This is a genomic window from Pigmentiphaga sp. MLSB6-MA01 (assembly GCF_058793475.1).
In genome coordinates this window covers 360,826-380,253 of record NZ_JBXAFV010000001.1, presented here as the reverse complement: position 1 = coordinate 380,253, position 19,428 = coordinate 360,826, and the positions used below count along the sequence as shown (strand labels likewise).

Here is a 19,428-nt window from a genome sequence, read left to right as displayed (position 1 = left end):
ATAATGAAATTTATTTCATTGAATAAAATAACGAGACATGGCAGTCTTGCCCGAATCCCTTCTGGCCGGCCGTGTGGCCGGCCTGGCCGTTTCCCCGCTTGACCCGGCCACGCGGGAGCGTCTGGCGCAGGCGTTGCTGGACTGGTTCACCGCGGGCTGGTCCGGCGCTCCGGCGCCTCTGGCCAGCCGCTTCCGGACCGTCGCCTTGGACTGCCACCCCGGGGCGGGCCCGGCGCCGACGTTCGGTGGACCTGTCACGTCGGTGCCGGCGGCCGCTTTCGCCAACGGTGCCATCGCCCATATCCGCGAAATCGACGACGCGCATCGCGCCGCCATGCTGCATCCGGGCGTGGTCGCGGTGACGCCTGTCATGGCGCTGGCCTACGATGGTCAACTGACCCGGCGCCGCATGGCGGACGCCGTTCTCGCGGGATACGAAGTCGCCCTGCGCGTGGGGGAAGCGATGGGGACGCGTCATGCGGCCGGTTTCCACGCCACGGCCACCGCCGGCACCCTGGGCGCCGCGGCGGCCTCCGCCATGGCGTTGGGCCTGCCCGAAAACGCGTTGCATCATGCCCTCGGTCTCGGCGCCACGCAGGCTCAGGGATTGTGGCAGTTGATGGAGGACGGCGCGCAGGAGTCCAAGTCGCTGCATCCGGCATTGGCCGTGCGTAACGGCCTGACGGCCGCCTGGGCCGCCCGCGCGGGCCTGCCCGGCGCCCGGGCCTTCGTCACCGGCAAGCGCGGCCTGTATGCCATGTTGTCGGGCGATGGCCCGCTGGAAGCCCTGACCGTCGACCTGGACGGTCCCCTGCGGCTGCATACCGCCACCATCAAGGCCTGGCCCTGTTGCGCCCAGCTGTTCACGCCCCTGGACGCGGCGCAGGAGCTGTTGTCCACCCACTCCCCCGATGTCGCAACGATCCGCGAGGTGGAGGTGGCGATCTTTCCCCATGCGCTGAAGATCGCTGGCGTCGACTGGCCCGCGCGGCCGGCCGAGACCAGCTTCAGCCTGCGCTACGTGCTTGCGGTCCTGTTGCTGCGCGGGCGGTTGACCATCGAGGACATGGAGGCGCCATGCCTGGACGATCCCGGGCTTCGCGACCTGGCCGACCGCATCGTCATCAAGACGGAAGAGGCCTTCCAGCGTGAATTTCCGAATCGCCGTCCCAGCATCGTGACTTTCTCCATGGCCGACGGCAGCCGGCTGTCTGCCAGGCGGGATCTGCGCCGCGGCGATCCGGAAGATCCGTTCGACTGGGGGCAATTGCGGGCGCGCATGCGGGCGTTCGCGCCATCGATGGACGACAGCACCGCCCAGGCGATCAACGATTGGTGCATGGCCTTCGCAGATCCGGCGCGTGACGGCGAACCCGCGGCGCCACCCCCGCGCCTGTTCGGCGTCGTGCCGGCGTGATCCGGGGCGGGCCCTGCATCAAGGCTGGGGTTGCCATCCCGCGGGCGGAACACAGGCGAATCCTTGCGCGGCGAGTTCGCGTCGCACCGCCTCCACGGCGGTGGCCTGCGCGTCGGGTTTGAACCGCGAGGCCAGGCCCAGCACCACGACGGCTCCGATGAACGTGCTGTCGGCATCGAAGACGGGGAGCGCCACGGAGGTCATTTCGGGGACGCGTTCCGCCTGGGTCATGGCATAGCCCTTGGCGCGGATCTTGTTCGCCAGCGGCGTCGCGCCGCCGGTATAGACGCGCAGCACGTGCGCCGACGAGCCCCCGTGGTCCAGCGGCAGCCGCGTGCCAACTTCCACGTGGTGGCGAACTTCCCGCGAAGAGTTCTCCCGGTACAGGCAGATGCGGTCGTCGCCGACGCGTACATACAGGGCGACCGTTTCGCCCGTCTCCTGCATCACATTGCGCAGCACGGGCTGGATGCGCGCGCCCAGGTCGAAGGTGCTGCGATAGAGCATGCCCATGTGCAGCAGCGCGGGACCGAGCGCGTAGTCGCCGTTGTCGAAACGGTGCAGCAGGCGCGACTTGGTCAGGACGCCAGCCAGCCGCAGCAGCGTTGCTTTGTCCAGTCCGGTGTATTCGGCCAGGTCACGCAGGGACAGCCGCAGCCGGTCCGCGCTGAAACTTTCCAGGATGGTAATGCCGCGTTCCAGGACGCCGGCAGGCGGGGTAGGGGAAGACTGGCTTGACACGTGCTTCGAAGCCTTTTAGGATTTTGTTCAATAAAATCTATTTTATTCAATAAAACGATCAGAGGCTTGGCGCGGATCTTCCCACGCCTGCGGTCTCGATTTCTTCGGCGGTCCATGTCCATGCATTCCGATCCCCTGGTCGCGGAACTCGCGGCCATTGTAGGCGAGCCCCACGTGTTGACCGCGGCCGGGGATACCGCGCGCTATTGCAGCGACTGGCGGGGCCGCTACCCGGGCATCGCCCGGGCCGTCGTGCGGCCGGCCGGCACGGCCGAGGTCGCGCGCGTCGTGGCGGCATGCGCGGCGCACGGCGCGGCCGTCGTGCCCCAGGGGGGCAACACCGGGCTGGTGGGCGGGTCCACGCCGGACGACTCGGGGGCGGAGATCGTGCTCAGCCTCGAACGCCTGAGCCGGGTGCGCCGGGTGGATCCGCTGGACAACAGCATGACGCTGGAAGCCGGCTGCACGGTCCTGGCCGCGCAGGAGGCCGCGGCGGTCCACGGGAAACTGTTCCCGCTGGCGCTGGCATCCCAGGGGACCGCCACCATAGGCGGCGTGGTGTCGACCAATGCCGGCGGCGAACAGGTCGTGCGCTACGGCAATACGCGCGAACTCACGCTGGGCGTGGAGGCCGTGCTGGCGGACGGCTCCGTCCTCGATGTGCTGACGCCGCTGCGCAAGGACAATACCGGCTACGACCTCAAGCAATTGTTCATCGGCGCGGAAGGCACGCTGGGCATCGTCACCGCGGCCACGTTCAAGCTGTTCTCCGCGCCTCGCAAGGCGATCACCGCGTGGGCAAGCGTTCCGGACCCCCAGGCGGCCGTCGGTCTCCTGGCCTGCCTGACGGATGCGGTGGGAGAACGCGTGACCGCCTTCGAACTGATCAACCGCGAGGCGCTGGACCAGGTCCTGGCCCATCCTCGGGACGGGATGCGGGATCCGCTGCCGGGACGGTATCCGTGGGCGGTCCTGATGGAGATTTCCGAGACCTCCGGCGCGATCGATCCGACGCCCGTGGTCGAGGGCGCGCTGGAAGCGGCCATGGAGGGCGGCCTGGTCACCGATGCCGTCGTGGCCGCGTCCAGCCGCCAGGCCGAGGAGCTATGGTCGCTGCGGAACCACGTGCCCGAGGCGCAGCGCGCCCAGGGACATTCCATCAAGCACGACATCTCGGTATCCATTTCCCGCATTCCGGAATTCATCGCCTGGGCGGACACCGCGCTGGCCGCCCGGGTGCCGGGCATACGGCTGGTGTGCTTCGGGCACGTGGGCGACGGCAACCTGCACTACAACCAGAGCCGTCCGTCCGGCATGAGCGATGCAACTTTCCGCGCCGTCGAGGACGAGGTGCACGCCTGCGTGCATGCCGTCGTCGCGGCGTTGCAGGGTTCGGTCTCGGCCGAGCACGGCATAGGGCGGCTCAAACAGGAAGCCTTCCTGCAATACAAGCCGGCCGTGGCCGTTGCGCTCATGCGCCGGATCAAGCATGCGCTGGATCCGGATTCCCTTTTCAATCCCGGGCGCCTGTTGCCGCGTCCTTCCTCCACCCTCTGACGCCAGGACTTCGTCATGCCTTCATCCGTATTCGACATCCAATCGCTCCAGCATCTGTGGAGCACCGAAGAGATGCGCGAGCTCTTTTCGGAAGAGAACCGCGTGCAGAAATGGCTGGATTTCGAGGTCGCGCTGGCGTGTTCGCAAGCCGAGCTGGGCATCATTCCCGCCGCCGCGGCCGATGAGATCGCCCGCCATGCGCACGTGTCCGGGCTGGACCTGCCGGCCATGTCCGCCGAGATCCGCCGGATCAAGCATTCGCTGGTTCCCGCGCTCAAGCAGGTCCAGGCCCGTTGCAAGGAGCACGGGGAATGGCTGCACTACGGCGCCACCACGCAGGACGTGCTGGACACCGGGATGGCGTTGCAGGTCAGGCAGGCCCATGCCGTGGTTCTGCGGGACGTGCTGGCGGTGATCGGCGAGCTCAAGCGCCTGGCCGCGGAGCATCGGGACACCCTCATGGTCGCGCGCACCCATGGCGTCCAGGCCCTGCCCATCACTTTCGGGCACAAATGCGCGATCTGGCTGGACGAGATGACGCGCCACCTCGAGCGCCTCAAGGAGTCCGAGCCGCGCGTGATGGTCGGCATGCTGGCCGGCGCGGTGGGTAGTCAGGCTTCGCTGGGGGAGCAGGCGCCGGAGCTGGAGCGCCGCATGCTGGATCGCCTGGGGCTGGGCACTCCCGCGATAAGCTGGGCGCCGGCGCGCGACCGCTTCGCCGAATATGCCTGCCTGCTCGCGATGATCGGCGCCACGCTGTCCAAGATCGGCAACGAACTGTTCAATCTGCAGCGCAATGAATTCGCCGAGGTCGAGGAAGCCTTCTCCGACGGCAAGCTGGGGTCCTCGACCATGCCCCACAAGCGCAATCCGACCTCGGCCGAGAACCTGGCCGGGCTGGCGCGTCCGCTGCGCTACAACGCCGCGCTCATGATCGAGGGCATGGTCAGCGAGGGCGAACGCGACGGCATCGCCTGGAAGGTCGAATGGAAGGCGCTGCCCGAGTGCTTCCTGATCCTGGGCGCGATGCTGTTCCAGGGCAAGGGCCTGCTGGCCGGGCTGCGCGTGGATGCCGAAGGCATGGCGCGCAATCTCGACATGATGCGCGGTTATCTGTTGTCCGAGCGGGTGATGCTTGCGTTGAGCGAGCGCGTGGGCAAGGCGACGGCCCATGAATGGATCTACGAGGCCTCCATGCACGGCATCACGAACAAGCTCGATTTCGCCGATGCGTTGCGGCACCACCGCGGCCTTTCGGGCCTGCTCGGCGACGACGAGATTGCCCGGCTGACGGATCCCGCCGGCTACCTGGGGCAATGCGCGGCGTCGGTGGACCGCGTGATCGCACGGTCCGACCAGGTGATCGGCCGGCTGTCCTGAACGGGCCGCCGGCATCCGGACCGGCGTCCATCACAAGCAAAAAACCAAAGGAGATGATTGATGGCATACATCAAGACACTGACGCGTCGCGCCGCCATGGCGGCCAGCGCGCTTGCCTGCGCGTGCGCCGCGCTGGCCGTTCCCCAGGGGGCGGCGATGGCCGCCTATCCCGAGCGGCCGATTACGCTGCTGGTGGGCTTTCCGCCCGGAGGGGGAGGCGATCTGTATGGGCGGCTGATCGCGCTGGCCATGAGCAAGACGCTGGGCCAGACGGTGGTGGTGGAAAACCGTCCGGGCGCGGGCGGCAACATCGCCGCCGAGCAGGTGGCGCGCGCCAATCCCGACGGATACACGCTGATCCTGGCCATGAGCGGCAATTTCGCGGCTTCGCCGGCCTTCAAGCCGCAACAGCTGCGCTACAAGGTGCCGGGCGACTTCGCGATGATCGGTCTGATCCTCGAGGCGCCGCACGGTATGTTCGTGTCGCAGAATTCCCCGTACAAGAGCGCGGCCGACGTCCTGAAGACGGCCCGGCAGAAGGAGTTGACCTTCGCGTCCACGGGCACCGGCGGCGCCGCCCATATCGGCATGGAGCGCATCAAATCGCTGGCCGGACTGAATCTGCTCCATGTTCCGTACAAGGGATCGGGCCCGGCGATCTCCGATCTCATCGGTGGCCAGGTCGATCTGTTCTTCGCGACCGCGTCGCCGTTGATCGGCCAGGTGCGGCAGGGGCAGTTGCGGGTGCTGGCCCTGACCGGCCAGGAGCGGAGTCCCGCCCTGCCGGAGGTGCCCACTTTCAAGGAGCTGGGCGTGGATATGACCATGACGCAGTGGTATGGCCTGGCGGCTCCGGCCGGCACGCCCAAGGAGGTGGTCGAGACGCTGTCCCGCCACCTGAGCATGGCGCTGAAAGACCCGGCCGTGCGGGAGTCCATCCGCAAGGATGCGGCCGTCGAAAGAGACGTGCCCATGGACAAGTTCCGCCAGTATGTCATCACGGACATCGAACAGTACCGCGAAGCGGTCACGCCCGAACTGATGAAGATGATGGGGCTGTGACCCCGATTGGATGAAGGAAGCAGACATGTCGTACGAAACCCTGATCCGCGCGGATGTCCTGGCGCGGGAGCTCGCGGCGGGCGGCGCCGGATGGCTGGTGATCGATTGCAGTTTCGATCTGGCCGATCGCGGCGCGGGCCGGCGCCTCTATGACGCCGGCCACATTCCGGGCGCCCGCCATGCCGATCTGGAGAATGTGCTGAGCGGCGCCAAGACCGGCGCCAACGGCCGCCATCCGCTGCCGGACCGGGAGGCGTTCGTCCGGGCCATGCGTGGGTTCGGGGCCGACGACGATACGCAGATCGTGGCCTATGACAATGCCGGTGGCATGTTCGCGGCTCGTCTGTGGTGGCTGTTGCGATGGACGGGGCACCGTGCGGTGGCCGTGCTCGACGGCGGCCTGGCCGCCTGGCGCGCGGCGGGCCTGGACCTCGACGCGGATCCGCCCGCGCCGCCGGCTCAGGGCCGCTTCTCGGCGCGCGAGCCGCTGGTGCGCACGGTTGCCTACGGCGCCTTGCGCGCTGGCCTGGATCGTGGCGACCACCTCGTCATGGACGCCCGCGCGGCCGATCGGTTCAGGGGGGAGAACGAGACCCTGGACCCCATGGGCGGCCATATCCCCGGGGCCCGCAACCGTTTCTTCCGCGACAATCTTACCGAGTCCGCCACGTTTCGCGCGCCCGAGGAACTTCGGCGCGCTTTCGAGGAATTGGCGGGCGGCGTGCCCGTGCGGCAGTGGGTCAACCAGTGCGGCTCCGGCGTCACGGCCTGCCACAACCTGCTGGCGCAGGCGGTCGCCGGCCTGCCGGGCGCGGCCTTGTATCCGGGATCGTGGAGCGAATGGTCGGCGCAGCCGGGAGCGCCCGTGGCCACCGGCCCGCGGGGCTGAGGCTGGCCATGGCCGATACGGTATTTCCAGCGCCGGGCATGTTGCCGCATAGCGCGCATTGGGGCGTTTTCCAGGCGCGCCTCGATCAGAACGGCCTGGTCGTCCAGCCGCATCCCGATGATCCCGATCCGAACCCCATCATCGAGAATTTTCCCGGCGCCCTGGATCATCCGGCGCGCGTCGCGCAGCCGATGGCGCGGCGCGGCTGGCTGGAGCATGGACCCGGGCCTGATGCCAGGCGGGGCCGGGACGAATTCGTGGCTGTGTCCTGGAGCGAGGTGCTTGACCTGCTGGCCGCCGAACTCGCGCGCGTCAAGCAGGACCATGGCCCGCAGGCGATATTCGGCGGCTCCTACGGCTGGTCCAGCGCCGGGCGCTTCCATCATGCCCAGAGCCAGGTTCACCGGTTCCTGAACACCGCGCTGGGCGGCTATGTCCGATCGGTCAACAGCTACAGCGCAGGGGCCTCGGGAGTCATCCTGCCCCACGTCATGGGGGGTATGGACGAGGTCGCGCGGCGCAATGTCACCTGGGAGCAGATCGTTGCCCACTCCGACGTCGTCCTGTCCTTCGGCGGCATGGCGCTGAAGAATTCGCGCGTCGCCAGCGGCGGCATCAGCCGCCATGTCGAGCGCGGCGCCATGCGCGATGCGGCGCGTCGAGGCTGCCGCTTCTTCTGCATCAGCCCCCTGCGCGCAGACATGCCGGAGGAAGCGGGCGCCCGCTGGCTGGCGATCCGGCCCGGCACCGATACGGCCCTGATGCTCGGGCTGATGCATACGCTGGTCGCGGCGGGGCTGCACGACCGTGCGTTCCTGGAGCGCTTTTGCGACGGCTGGGCGGTTTTCGAGGACTATCTCATGGGCCGCGGCGACGGGCAGCCGAAGTCCGCCGCGTGGGCCGCGCCGCTGTGCGAGATCGAGGCGGGCGAGATCGTCGCCCTGGCGCGCGGCCTGCCGGGCAGGCGCGTGCTGGTGACCGTGTCCCATTCGCTGCAGCGGGCCGAATACGGCGAACAGCCCGTCTGGGCCGGCGCGGTGCTGGCGGCCGTTCTTGGCCAGATCGGTCTTCCCGGCGGCGGCTACGCCTACGCCCTTGGCACGCTGGCCCACTATGGCAAGCGCAGCAATCTGGTGCCGGTCGCCGCCCTGTCCCAAGGCACCAACGGGGTCAAGGATTTCATCCCCGTCGCCCGCATCGCAGATATGTTGCTGCATCCCGGGCAGCCCTATGCCTACAACGGCCAGGCAAGGACTTATCCGCACATCCGGCTGGCGTACTGGGCCGGAGGCAATCCCTTCCATCATCACCAGGATCTGGCAAGGCTGGCCCAAGCGTTCCGCAGGCTGGATACTTTCGTCGTGCACGAAATCGCCTGGACCGCCACGGCCCGCCACGCGGACGTCGTCCTGCCCTGCACCATGACCCTGGAGCGCGAAGACATCGGCGCCACGCCCACCGATCCGCTGGTCGTCGCCATGCACCGCATCGCGGCCCCGAACGGGCAGGCGCGCGATGACTACGACATCTTCGCCGACCTGGCCGGCCGGCTGGGCGCGCGGGACGCCTTCACCGAAGGACGGACCAGCCGCCAGTGGCTCGAGCATCTGTACGAGCGTACCCGCGCCGCTCTGCGCGAGCGCGGCGTCGCGGCTCCGGACTTCGCCGCATTCTGGCGGCAGGGAAGCCTGGCGCTACCGCAGCGGGAAGACGATGGCGGCATCCTGCGCGCGTTTCGCGACGACCCCGCCGGCGCGCCGCTGCCTACCCCGAGCGGCAGGATCCAGGTGAGTTCTCCCGTGGTGGCCGGATTCGGCTACGCGGACTGCCCCGGGCACCCGGCCTGGCTGGCGCCGACGGAAGCGCCCACCGGGGAGCATCCGCTTCACCTCGTCGCCAACCAGCCCGCCACCAAACTGCACAGCCAGCTGGACTTCGGCCGCCATAGCGCGGCGGCCAAGCGCGGCGGCCGGGAGGTATGCACCATGCATCCGGACGACGCTTCGGCGCGCGGCATCCGTGAAGGCGACATCGTGCGCCTGTTCAACCGGCGCGGCGCCTGCCTGGCCAGCGCCACGCTCAGCCGGGACATCCGGGCCGGCGTGGTCCGCCTGCCGACGGGAGCGTGGTACGACCCCGCGGAGCCCGGGGCCGACGGGCCGCCCTTTTGCGTGCACGGCAATCCCAACGTGCTGACGCGCGACGTGGGAACGTCGTCGCTGGCCCAGGGGTGCACGGGGCAGCTCACCGTGGTCCAGGTCGAGCGCTACGACGGTCCGCTGCCCCCCGTCCGGGCCTTCGAACCCCCGGCCGCGTCCGGTTCCTGAGAGGGGAAAGCGCGGATCGGGGCAGCCGCCTGGCTGCTTGGTAAAATGGCGGGTTAGCCAGTCCATTCCCTGGCCCGGCCTTTTCCAGAGGCCCGGCGCCAGGGATTCTTGCGAGGCCCCGTGTCGTCCATGTCTTTCCCCGCCCTCCCGTACCCCCCTTCGTCCTACACGCGAGGCGCCGACTTCGCGCGTCTGCTGACCCAGCGCATCCTGATCCTGGATGGCGCGATGGGCACCATGATCCAGCGCTACAAGCTGGACGAGGCGGCGTTCCGGGGCGAACGCTTCGCCGGGCACGGCAAGGACGTGAAGGGCAACAACGAGCTGCTCAGCCTGACCCGGCCCGACGTCATCCTGGAAATCCACCGGGGCTACCTGGCCGCGGGCGCGGACATCCTCGAGACCAACACCTTCGGCGCGACCTCCATCGCCCAGGGCGACTACGAGCTGCCCGGGCTGGCTTACGAGCTGAACCTGGCCTCGGCCAGGCTGGCGCGCCAGGCCTGCGACGAATTCAGCACGCCCGAGCGTCCGCGTTTCGTGGCCGGCGCGCTGGGGCCCCAGCCCAAGACGGCATCGATCTCGCCCGACGTGAACGACCCCGCGGCGCGCAACGTGACGTTCGACGAACTGCGCGCGGCCTATGCCGAGCAGTTGAACGGGCTGCTGGATGGCGGCATCGACCTCGTCCTGATCGAGACCATCTTCGACACGCTGAACGCCAAGGCGGCCATCTTCGCCGTCGAGGAAGTGTTCGAGGCGCGCGGCGAGCGCCTCCCCGTCATGGTCTCGGGCACGGTCACCGATGCGTCCGGGCGCATCCTGTCGGGGCAGACGGTCGAGGCCTTCTGGAACTCGATGCGCCACGCGCGCCCGATCACCATTGGCCTGAACTGCGCGCTGGGCGCGGCGCTGATGCGGCCCTACATCGCCGAACTGTCCAAGATCAGCGATACCTTCGTCTGTGTCTATCCGAACGCCGGCCTGCCCAATCCGCTCAGCGACACGGGCTTCGACGAAACCCCGGAAGACACTTCGCGCCTGTTGGAAGAGTTCGCGCGGGCCGGCTTCGTCAACGTGGTGGGCGGCTGTTGCGGCACCACGCCGGACCACATCCGCGCCATCGCCGACAAGGTGGCCGGCCTGCCGCTGCGCCAGCCCCCGGTGGTGGAGGCGAAGCTGCGCCTGTCCGGCCTGGAGGCGCTGAACATCGATGAACAGACCCTGTTCGTCAACGTGGGCGAGCGCACCAACGTCACCGGCAGCAAGATGTTCGCGCGCCTGATCCGCGAGGAAAAATTCGACGACGCGCTGGCCGTGGCCCGCCAGCAGGTCGAGAACGGCGCGCAGATCATCGACATCAACATGGACGAGGCCATGCTGGATTCGCAGGCCAGCATGGCGCGCTTCCTGAACCTGATCGCCTCCGAGCCCGACATCTCGCGGGTGCCGGTCATGATCGACAGTTCCAAGTGGAGCGTGATCGAGGCCGGCCTGAAGTGCGTGCAGGGCAAGTCCGTCGTCAACTCGATTTCGATGAAGGAAGGCATCGAGCCGTTCCTGCACCAGGCCCGGCTGTGCCGGCGCTACGGCGCGGCGGTGGTGGTCATGGCCTTCGACGAAAAGGGACAGGCCGACAGCCTGCAGCGCCGCATCGACATCTGCGGACGTGCCTACAAGCTGTTGGTGGAAGAGGTGGGTTTTCCGCCCGAGGACATCATCTTCGACCCGAACGTATTCGCCATCGCCACCGGCATCGACGAGCACAACCACTACGCCGTGGACTTCATCGAAGGCACGCGCTGGATCCGGCGGAACCTGCCGCACGCCAAGGTGTCGGGCGGCATTTCCAACGTCAGTTTCTCGTTCCGGGGCAACGAGCCCATGCGCGAGGCCATCCACACGGTGTTCCTGTACCACGCCATCCGCGAAGGCCTGACGATGGGCATCGTCAACGCTGGCCAGCTGGGGGTGTACGCCGACCTGGACCCGGTGCTGCGCGACCTGGTCGAAGACGTGGTGCTGGACCGGGCCGAGCCGCTCGGCCGCAAGGACCCGGGCGACGAGCGCACCTCCACCGAGCGGCTGGTGCAGTTCGCCGATACGGTCAAGGGCTCGGGCGCGAAGAAGGAAGAGGACCTGGCCTGGCGCGGCCTGCCCTATGGCGAGCGGCTGACGCATTCGCTGGTGCACGGCATCAACACCTACATCGTCGAGGACACCGAGGAGGCCCGCCAGGCGGTGGACGCGCGCGGCGGCCGCCCCATCGAGGTGATCGAGGGGCCGCTGATGGACGGCATGAACGTCGTGGGCGATCTCTTCGGCTCGGGCAAGATGTTCCTGCCGCAAGTGGTGAAGTCCGCCCGCGTGATGAAGCAGGCCGTGGCGCACCTCATCCCCTTCATCGAGGAAGAGAAGCGCCAGATCGAGGCCGCCGGCGGCGACGTCCGCTCCAAGGGCAAGATCGTCATCGCCACGGTCAAGGGCGACGTGCACGACATCGGCAAGAACATCGTCAGCGTCGTGCTCCAGTGCAACAACTTCGAAGTCGTCAACATGGGCGTCATGGTGCCGGCCACCGAGATCCTGGCCAAGGCCAAGGAAGAGAATGCCGACATCGTCGGCCTCTCGGGCCTGATCACGCCCAGCCTGGAGGAAATGGCCTACGTCGCCTCCGAGATGCAGCGCGACGACTACTTCCGCGAACGCAACCTGCCGCTCCTGATCGGCGGCGCCACCACCAGCCGCGTGCACACGGCGGTGAAGATCGCGCCGCACTACGAAGGCCCGGTCATCTACGTGACCGACGCCAGCCGCTCGGTGGGCGTGGCGCAGAACCTCGTGTCGGACCAGGCCGCGCAATACATCGACGGCATCAAGGCCGAGTACGAACGGGTGCGTCAGCAGTACGCCAACCGCAAGGCCACGCCGCTGATCCCGCTGGCCGAGGCGCGCGCCAACAAGCCGCCCATCGCGTGGGACGGCTACCTGCCGCCGCGGCCCAAGTTCATCGGCCGCCGCACGTTCAAGAATTTCGACCTGGCGGAAATCGCGCGCTATATCGACTGGCAGCCCTTCTTCCAGACCTGGGACCTGCACGGCGCCTTCCCGGCCATCCTGGACGACGCGGTGGTGGGCGATTCCGCCCGCAAGGTCCATGCCGATGGCCTGGCCCTGCTCAAGCGCGTGATCGAAGGCCGCTGGCTGACGGCCAACGGCGTCGTGGCCTTCTACCCGGCCAACAGCGTCAACGACGACGACATCGAGGTCTACGCCGACGAGGCGCGGCAGAAGGTCCTGTTCACCTGGCGCAACCTGCGCCAGCAGACCGCCAAGCGCGAAGGCGTGGACAACAAGTGCCTGGCCGATTTCATCGCGCCCAAGGATAGCGGCATCGCCGACTACATCGGCATGTTCGCCGTCACGTCCGGCCTGGGCATCGAAAAATGGGAAGCCGAGTTCCAGAAGCAGCTCGACGACTACTCCAGCATCATGCTCAAGGCCATCGCCGACCGGCTGGCCGAGGCTTTTGCCGAAGCCATGCACGCGCGGGTGCGCAAGGACCTGTGGGGCTACGCCGCCGACGAGACGCTGGACAACGAGGCGCTGATCAAGGAGGCCTATCGCGGCATCCGCCCCGCGCCGGGCTACCCGGCCTGCCCGGAGCATACGGTCAAGCGCGACATGTTCGAGGTCATGGCCTGCCAGGACATCGGCATGGAACTGACCGACAGCTACGCCATGTACCCCGCCGCCGCCGTATCCGGTTTCTACTTCAGCCATCCCGAGTCGCAGTATTTCAATGTCGGGAAGATCGGCGAAGACCAGCTGGCGGACTACGCGGCGCGCAGCGGGCGCAGCGAGGATGAGCTGAGGCGGGCGTTGATGAGCAGTTTGTAGGGGCCCGCGGAGCTATGCTTGCATCGCGGCCAGCAAGGCTGGACGCATAGCTCCAACGACCTGTCCAGGGACACCTGCGCCAATCCATTCTTGTGCAGGAAAGCCTCCCACTGCTGCTTTTTCCGCCTGTCGGATGCGAAGCCGTCAGCCAGCCCCACGGGAATGCCGCCGGGGATGCGCGTCCCACGCCGAGCAAAGGTCGCATGCACGGCTTGGGCCAGGATTGCATCATTGATTTCGGCATGCCGTGCCAACACCCATAGATCGAAATAGTCTTTCATGCGCGTGTTGCCCATGCCCAGCGAGACGATGGCTTCCAGCTTTTCCGCGATGACGGCGTATTGCGGATAGACATGCAGATGCGGTGCGGGCATATCGTCCAGGATGACAGGGTATTGCGCGCATTCGTCATTCCAGGCTTTCCAGATACGGACGCATGACGTTGGCCACCCGGCAGAGTCTTGCGTAGTGCCACAGTTCTTCATTGGCCATGCGCTTTTCCCGCCATGATTCACGCAGCGCTTCCAGGGCCACGTCCAGGCCGATCTTGTTGCGGTACTTGAAGCAGTCTGCCACGGTCTTGGCAATCCCGGTAACACGGATGAGGACACCATCGACCAGGTGTTCTTCCACGCCGTCGCTCAAGGCTGTGGCGGAAAACCGCACGATGCGCAGCGGCGGATAGCCGAGCCTGGGCATGGCGGCCTTGCCGCCGATGGCTATCCATACCTCATGCGGGGCCTGAGTCGTCAGATCGTGGAACCGTAGGGCCGATAGCAGGCAAATGACCCCCTTGGGAACACGTCGGGCGACCTCTGTCAGCGTCGTGTGTTCGGAGGTCTGGCGAGACGACAGGCCATACAGCCCTCGACCCAGACGCTGCAACTGCCCCTGGCGCACGGCACGAGTCAGGGTGACGCGCGCAATGCCCAGCGGAGCCAGATCCCGCGCGCGGATCAGACCCGCCTACGCCCCAGCCGGAGGCCGCAGCGTGCACCCAGGATTGAACGTCAGTGGATAGGCCCCCGGTCCCGCCTGCGGATCGGCCGCCTCGCCGGACTCCTGGATGCGGGCCAGCAGATAGCGCATGGCGTCCTGGCCCATCCGTTCCGCCGACACGACGATGGCGCTCAGCGCCGGGGGAGCGATCCCGCCGTATCCCAGCAGCGAGAGCTGCTGCGGGATGCGGATTTCCCGCAGCAGGCTTGCCTCGAAGACGAGCTGCGCGTGGATGGAGTGCGGGACGAACAGCGCGGTGGGACGCCGGTCGGCGGGAAGGGCCATGAGCTGGTCGAAGGCCGCCAGGACCTCCTCGCGGGACCGCACGTCGCTGACTACCGTCGCCTCGACGCGGGGCGTGGCGTCGTCGGCCACCTCCTTGAAGCCCTCCAGGCGCGCCTGCATGTTGGCCAGGCGCATGTCCCCGAGGATGGCCGCCACGCGCGTATGCCCCGCCTGCAACAGCAGCCGTGCGCCGAGGCGTCCGGTTTCCCGGTCGTCCGGCGCGAAGCAGGGGGTGCCCAGGTCGCCCTCGATCGGCCGGTTGATGACGACATGGGGCAGGCGCGCGCGCCGCAGGGGGGCGAACCGGCCGTCGTGGGCGCGGCCCGCGGCGATCAGGACGCCGTCGCACTGGCCTTCCGTCAGCGGGGTGACGACATCGGCGCCGGACTCGTCGATGTCGCTCAGGTGCATGAGGATGACGTTGTAGCCAGCCTGCTGGGCCACGTGTTCGGCGCCGCGGAATATCAGGGAGTGAAAGGGGTTCGTGATGTCCGGCGTCAGCATCGCGACGATCCGGCTCCGTCCCGTCTTGAGCGACCGGCCCAGGCGATCCGGGCGGTAGCCCGCGTGTTCCGCCAGCGCCAGTATCCGGGCGCGCTTGGCTTCCGATACCCGCACGCCCGGCACCTGGCGCAGCACGCGCGATACCAGCGAGACGTCGACCTGCAGCTCGGCGGCCAGGGATTTCAGGGTGGGCTTGGGCATCGACTCTTACGCTTCCTGGAAAACTGTTTTGTCAGATTATCGCGCCAGGGCGGGGGCAACTGCTTCATAATGGTCAAACGTTTGATCAAAGCACATTATGAACGATACCCGTCCTTTGCGAGGCTTGTCGGTCGTCGAATTCGGCAATTTCATCGCCGGCCCCTACGCCTGCATGCTGCTGGCCGACATGGGGGCCGACGTCATCAAGATCGAAGCCGTCGACGGCGGCGACATGGCCAGGCACACCCCGCCGTTCGTCGATGGCCACAGCGCCAGTTTCATGGCATTGAACCGCAACAAGCGGAGCATCGCACTTGATCTCAAGACGGACCAGGGCCGGGAGATCGCGATCAGGCTGATCCGGCGCGCCGATGCGCTGGTCGAAAATTTCCGGCCGGGCGTGATGGACAAACTCGGCCTGGGCAAGGAGGCCATGACGGCGCTCAATCCGCGGCTGGTGTACGTGGCGGTCTCGGGATTCGGCCAGACCTCGTCGGAACGCGGCCATGCCGCCGTGAACCTGATCATCGAGGCGGCGTCCGGCACGCTCTCGGTCAGTGGCGAACCGGGCCGGATGCCGGTGCGTCCCGGCATTCAGACGGGCGACATGATAGGCGCGCTGTTCGCCGCCTATGCCGCCTTGAGCGGACTGCTGGGAGCCGCGCGGCAGGGCGAGGGACGCTTCGCCGATGTCTCGCTGATCGAGGCATCGGTCGGCGCCGCCGCGTTCGAGACGGCCGAATACCTGGCGACCCATCGCATTCCCCAGCCGCTGGGCAACCGGCACCGCCTGACCGCGCCCTACCAGTTGTTCGAGACGCAGGATGGGCGCCATATCGCGCTGGGTGCGCCGAACGATGCGCTGTTCGGGCGCTTGTGCGGGGTGCTGGAGGTCGAGCACCTGGCGGCGGATCCGCGTTTTTCCCGCTATGCCGACAGGAAACGCCACGAGGAAGAACTGGTGCCGCTGATCCAGGCCGAGGTGGCCGGGCGGAGCGCCGATGGGTTGATCGAGGCCTTGAGGCAGGCCGGCGTGCCGTGCAGCCTCGTGCGCAACTACGAGGAAGTGCTGCGCGGGCGGCATGGCACGGAGCGGGGCCTGGTCGCCGTCGCGCCGCACGCGGAATTGGGGCAGTACGAAACGGTGCGCAATCCCATCCTGTTCGACCATGGGGCGCCGGCCATCATGCGCGGCGCGCCGCTGTTGGGCGAGCACACCGACGAATTGCTGGCCGAGCTGGGTTACGCGGAGTCCGAGAGGCTGGCGCTGAAGGGCGCCGGCGCGGCGGCGGGGCGGACATGAACGACGATCGCCACGCCAAGACCTGGCTGTTCGTTCCCGCCCACCGGCCGGAACTGGTGCGCAAGGCGCTCGCATCGGCGGCCGACGGCGTCATGCTCGACCTCGAGGACGCCGTGCCGGACGAGTGCAAGGAGGCGGCCAGGGCATCCCTGCCGGAGATCCCGGGAAGGATGCGCGGCAGGACATGGGTGCGCATCAACGGCAAGGCGACACCCTGGCATGCCGACGACGTGCGGGCGGCGATACAGTCGCCGGGCATCCAGGGCATGCTTTGCCCGAAGGTCGAGGATGCGGCCGATCTGGTCGCGCCCGCCGTCCTGGCCGCGCGGCCGGGGATGGCGCAGGGCGCGCTGGTGGAAAGCGCCCTGGGCGTCATGCGCCTGTTCGGCATCCTGGAGCGGGTGCCGGACGTGGGCATGGTCATGTTCGGCGGCGCCGAGGGGGCCGACCTCATGGCCGACCTCGGCTGCGGCTGGAGCATCGACGGCCCGGAACTGCTGCATGCCCGGCAACACACGGTCCTGTCGGCGCGGGGCTTCAAGCAGGTCGCGCTGGTGGACGGCGTCTATGCCCGCGTGGACGACACGGAAGGCCTCGCGCGCGACACCCGGCTGTCGCGCGGCCTGGGCTTCCGCGCCCGGGCCGTCGTCCACCCCGGCCAGATCGGCGTGGTCCATGACATCTACGCGCCGACCGCCGACGAAACCGCGTGGGCCTCGGAGGTCGTCCAGGCTTTCGAAGCCGCCGTCGATCGCGGGACGGCCGCCATCCGCCTGCGCGGCCGGCTGGTCGACATGGCGATGTACAAGGCGGCCCGCCGGACGCTGGGCAAGAGCGATCAATAACGACACAAGAGGAGACACCCCATGCACAGGAAGACCCGTCGATCGGATGCCCTCTGCATCCTGCTGCCCGCCGTGGCCGCGTTGCTGATATCCCCGATCGCGTCGGGGCAGGAGGGCCATGCCCGGCCGATACGCCTGATCGTGCCGTTCTCGGCCGGCGCCTCGCCCGACGTCATGGCCCGCATCGTGGCCGACACCCTGAGCCGGCAGCTCGGCACGCCGGTGATCGTCGAGAACAAAGCCGGCGCCGGCGGCAATATCGGCGCGGAATACGCGGCCCGGCAGCCGGGAGACGGCCACACCATCTTCGTGGGCAGCACGGCGAACCTGGCGGTGAACAAGACCCTGTACGCGCATCTGCCCTACGATCCGGAACGCGACTTCCGTCCCGTCAGCATCGCCTGGGTGACCCGCAACGTGCTGATCGTGCCGGCCGGCGCGCCCTACCGTTCGGTGCAGGACGTGATCGCCCGCGCCCGTGCCGAGCCCGGCCGGCTGACCTACGGATCGCCGGGGCCGGGTACCGCCGGCCACCTGATCGGCGAGCTGTTCCAGACGGCCACGCAGACGAAGGTGACCCACGTTCCCTACAAGGGGCAGAACCAGGTCGTGACCGACCTCCTGGGCGGGCATATCGATTTTTCCTTCGAAACCATAGGCAGCGCGTTGCCCAACATCGAATCCGGCAAGGTCCGGGCCCTGGCCATCACCGGGTCGGACCGCCATCCCAAGCTGCCGGATACGCCCACTTTCTCGGAGTCCGGGGTTCCCAGCGTGGATCGGCTGCAGGGGTGGGCCATGTTCGCCGTGCCGGCCGCGACCCCGTCCGCCGTGGTCCAGCGCCTGCAGGCGGATCTGGCGAAGGCGCTGGCCGACGAGGGGACCCGGAGCAAGCTGACCGCCTTGGGCGTCGACCTGCGCATCACCACGCCCGAGCAGACGCGCCGGTTTCTGAAGGAGGAAGTCGAGCGCTGGGGCGAGGTGGTCCGGACCGCGGGCATCCGCTTCGATTGATCAGGCCCGTCGGGCCAAAGAGGAGACATGAGATGAAGTACTTGACGCTTGCCGCGCTCGGCGTATCGCTTGCCGCGCCGACGTTGGCCGCCGCCCGCGACGCCGGCGGGTTTCCATCGCACCCGATCACCATCGTCGTGCCCTTTGCCGCCGGCGGCAGCACCGATACGCTCGCCCGGTCCGTGGCCCAGAAGCTGGGGGAACGCCTGGGCGCCACGGTCGTGGTCGAGAACAAGGCGGGCGCGGCGGGGGCGATAGGCGCCCAGGCCGTGGCAGCGGCGGCCCCGGATGGCTACACGCTGCTGGTGGCCACCACCAGCACGCACAGCATCCTGCCGGCGCTGCGCAAGCTTCCCTACGACAGCGACGCCAGCTTCGAGCCCGTCGTGGGGCTGGGCACCGCGCCCAATGTGCTGGTCGTCAGTCCCACCCTGCCGGTCGCCAGCATCGCGGAGTTCATCCGCTATGCGAAGCAGAATCCGGGCAAGCTCAGCTTTTCTTCCAGCGGGGCGGGCACCATCACCCACCTGATCGGCGAGAACTTCAAGCTTCTGACCGGCATCGACGCCGTGCACATCCCCTACAAGACCGGCGTGCAGGCCGTGCCGGACATTACCTCGGGGCGAGTCAGCTTCGCCTTCGACAGCGTGGTGTGGACCCTGCCCCAGGCACGGCAGGAAAAGGTCAAGGCCCTGGCGATCACCAGCGCCGCGCGCTCGCCGCTGGCGCCCGATCTGCCCACGCTGAGCGAAAGCGGCCTGAGCGGCTTCGAAGGCATCACCTGGTTCGGCATCATGGCGCCCAAGGGCGTAGCCGCGCCCATCGTCGGCAAGCTGAACACCGAAATCAACGCCATCCTGCAGGATCCGTCCATCAGGAAGCAGCTCGAAGCGCAGGGCGCGGAACCCATGGGCGGTCCGCCGGCCCGGCTTTCCGCCCTGATGCGCGCGGAAGCGGAGAAATGGCAGGCCGTCATCAAGGCGGCAAAAGTTACCTTGGAGTAG

At 68.1% G+C, this 19,428-nt stretch carries 15 protein-coding genes; 11 read left to right on the top strand and 4 right to left on the bottom strand.

All coding sequences use genetic code 11. The annotated features are described in order from the left end of the window. Window positions 1-37 precede the first annotated feature (37 nt). Window positions 38-1,417, top strand: a complete 1,380-nt coding sequence (locus AC1Q6E_RS01915) for an MmgE/PrpD family protein (RefSeq protein WP_152798123.1) — start codon at window positions 38-40, stop codon at window positions 1,415-1,417. An 18-nt stretch (window positions 1,418-1,435) separates the two neighbouring features. Here the strand turns inward: AC1Q6E_RS01915 and AC1Q6E_RS01910 are convergent, their stop codons facing one another. Beyond that, complete coding sequence (locus AC1Q6E_RS01910) at window positions 1,436-2,158, bottom strand: IclR family transcriptional regulator (RefSeq protein ID WP_296557949.1); 723 nt, start codon at window positions 2,156-2,158, stop codon at window positions 1,436-1,438. Between the two features lie 120 nt (window positions 2,159-2,278). Between AC1Q6E_RS01910 and AC1Q6E_RS01905 the strand changes: the two genes are divergently transcribed. The 6 genes from AC1Q6E_RS01905 to metH all read left to right on the top strand — a co-directional run bounded on the left by AC1Q6E_RS01905 (window position 2,279) and on the right by metH (window position 13,273). After that, window positions 2,279-3,715 carry an FAD-binding oxidoreductase gene (locus AC1Q6E_RS01905; protein WP_492572190.1) on the top strand — a complete coding sequence of 479 codons (1,437 nt, stop codon included), beginning with the start codon at window positions 2,279-2,281 and terminating at the stop codon, window positions 3,713-3,715. 15 nt (window positions 3,716-3,730) lie between these two features. Further along, complete coding sequence (gene purB / locus AC1Q6E_RS01900; RefSeq protein ID WP_152798125.1) at window positions 3,731-5,095, top strand: adenylosuccinate lyase; 1,365 nt, start codon at window positions 3,731-3,733, stop codon at window positions 5,093-5,095. Between the two features lie 60 nt (window positions 5,096-5,155). Beyond that, window positions 5,156-6,157, top strand: a complete 1,002-nt coding sequence (locus tag AC1Q6E_RS01895; protein WP_152798126.1) for a Bug family tripartite tricarboxylate transporter substrate binding protein — start codon at window positions 5,156-5,158, stop codon at window positions 6,155-6,157. A gap of 25 nt (window positions 6,158-6,182) precedes the next feature. Next, entirely contained in the window at window positions 6,183-7,046 is an 864-nt protein-coding gene (locus AC1Q6E_RS01890; RefSeq protein WP_492572099.1) for a sulfurtransferase, read from the top strand. Window positions 7,047-7,054: 8 nt separating this feature from the next. Continuing rightward, window positions 7,055-9,373 (top strand): molybdopterin guanine dinucleotide-containing S/N-oxide reductase, encoded by a 2,319-nt coding sequence (locus tag AC1Q6E_RS01885; protein WP_492572098.1) that lies wholly within the window; start codon window positions 7,055-7,057, stop codon window positions 9,371-9,373. A gap of 129 nt (window positions 9,374-9,502) precedes the next feature. Continuing rightward, window positions 9,503-13,273, top strand: coding sequence for a methionine synthase (metH, locus tag AC1Q6E_RS01880; protein ID WP_492572097.1), 3,771 nt, complete (start codon window positions 9,503-9,505; stop codon window positions 13,271-13,273). Here the strand turns inward: metH and AC1Q6E_RS01875 are convergent. The 3 genes from AC1Q6E_RS01875 to AC1Q6E_RS01865 are packed head-to-tail and all read right to left on the bottom strand — an operon-like array spanning window position 13,210 to window position 15,262. Next, window positions 13,210-13,758: a nucleotidyl transferase AbiEii/AbiGii toxin family protein gene (locus tag AC1Q6E_RS01875; RefSeq protein ID WP_296557961.1), complete on the bottom strand. Its 549-nt coding sequence runs from the start codon at window positions 13,756-13,758 to the stop codon at window positions 13,210-13,212. The two genes, metH and AC1Q6E_RS01875, sit on opposite strands and share 64 nt — an antisense overlap. Then, on the bottom strand, window positions 13,682-14,233 hold the full coding sequence (locus tag AC1Q6E_RS01870) for a type IV toxin-antitoxin system AbiEi family antitoxin domain-containing protein (RefSeq protein ID WP_152798131.1): 552 nt from the start codon (window positions 14,231-14,233) through the stop codon (window positions 13,682-13,684). The genes AC1Q6E_RS01875 and AC1Q6E_RS01870 overlap by 77 nt, the downstream gene beginning before the upstream one ends. Window positions 14,234-14,239: 6 nt before the next feature. After that, window positions 14,240-15,262 (bottom strand): LacI family DNA-binding transcriptional regulator, encoded by a 1,023-nt coding sequence (locus AC1Q6E_RS01865; RefSeq protein ID WP_492572096.1) that lies wholly within the window; start codon window positions 15,260-15,262, stop codon window positions 14,240-14,242. A gap of 97 nt (window positions 15,263-15,359) precedes the next feature. Between AC1Q6E_RS01865 and AC1Q6E_RS01860 the strand changes: the two genes are divergently transcribed. From AC1Q6E_RS01860 to AC1Q6E_RS01845, 4 genes are read left to right on the top strand one after another with little or no spacing between them, the layout of a single operon-like run. Beyond that, the gene (locus AC1Q6E_RS01860; protein WP_152798133.1) at window positions 15,360-16,565 is read left to right on the top strand and encodes a CaiB/BaiF CoA transferase family protein; all 1,206 of its coding nucleotides are present in this window, start codon (window positions 15,360-15,362) and stop codon (window positions 16,563-16,565) included. Further along, window positions 16,562-17,410 (top strand): HpcH/HpaI aldolase/citrate lyase family protein, encoded by an 849-nt coding sequence (locus AC1Q6E_RS01855; protein ID WP_492572095.1) that lies wholly within the window; start codon window positions 16,562-16,564, stop codon window positions 17,408-17,410. The genes AC1Q6E_RS01860 and AC1Q6E_RS01855 overlap by 4 nt, the downstream gene beginning before the upstream one ends. Window positions 17,411-17,431: 21 nt before the next feature. Continuing rightward, window positions 17,432-18,424 carry a Bug family tripartite tricarboxylate transporter substrate binding protein gene (locus AC1Q6E_RS01850; protein ID WP_152798135.1) on the top strand — a complete coding sequence of 331 codons (993 nt, stop codon included), beginning with the start codon at window positions 17,432-17,434 and terminating at the stop codon, window positions 18,422-18,424. A 32-nt stretch (window positions 18,425-18,456) separates the two neighbouring features. Continuing rightward, on the top strand, window positions 18,457-19,428 hold the full coding sequence (locus AC1Q6E_RS01845; protein ID WP_152798136.1) for a tripartite tricarboxylate transporter substrate binding protein: 972 nt from the start codon (window positions 18,457-18,459) through the stop codon (window positions 19,426-19,428).

Coding starts and splice junctions, on each gene's coding strand:
- AC1Q6E_RS01915 (WP_152798123.1), top strand. CDS start 38: ATGGCAGTCTTGCCCGAATCCCTTCTGGCCGGCCGTGTGGCCGGCCTG.
- AC1Q6E_RS01905 (WP_492572190.1), top strand. CDS start 2,279: ATGCATTCCGATCCCCTGGTCGCGGAACTCGCGGCCATTGTAGGCGAG.
- purB (WP_152798125.1), top strand. CDS start 3,731: ATGCCTTCATCCGTATTCGACATCCAATCGCTCCAGCATCTGTGGAGC.
- AC1Q6E_RS01895 (WP_152798126.1), top strand. CDS start 5,156: ATGGCATACATCAAGACACTGACGCGTCGCGCCGCCATGGCGGCCAGC.
- AC1Q6E_RS01890 (WP_492572099.1), top strand. CDS start 6,183: ATGTCGTACGAAACCCTGATCCGCGCGGATGTCCTGGCGCGGGAGCTC.
- AC1Q6E_RS01885 (WP_492572098.1), top strand. CDS start 7,055: ATGGCCGATACGGTATTTCCAGCGCCGGGCATGTTGCCGCATAGCGCG.
- metH (WP_492572097.1), top strand. CDS start 9,503: ATGTCTTTCCCCGCCCTCCCGTACCCCCCTTCGTCCTACACGCGAGGC.
- AC1Q6E_RS01875 (WP_296557961.1), bottom strand. CDS start 13,758: ATGAAGAACTGTGGCACTACGCAAGACTCTGCCGGGTGGCCAACGTCA.
- AC1Q6E_RS01865 (WP_492572096.1), bottom strand. CDS start 15,262: ATGCCCAAGCCCACCCTGAAATCCCTGGCCGCCGAGCTGCAGGTCGAC.
- AC1Q6E_RS01860 (WP_152798133.1), top strand. CDS start 15,360: ATGAACGATACCCGTCCTTTGCGAGGCTTGTCGGTCGTCGAATTCGGC.
- AC1Q6E_RS01855 (WP_492572095.1), top strand. CDS start 16,562: ATGAACGACGATCGCCACGCCAAGACCTGGCTGTTCGTTCCCGCCCAC.
- AC1Q6E_RS01850 (WP_152798135.1), top strand. CDS start 17,432: ATGCACAGGAAGACCCGTCGATCGGATGCCCTCTGCATCCTGCTGCCC.
- AC1Q6E_RS01845 (WP_152798136.1), top strand. CDS start 18,457: ATGAAGTACTTGACGCTTGCCGCGCTCGGCGTATCGCTTGCCGCGCCG.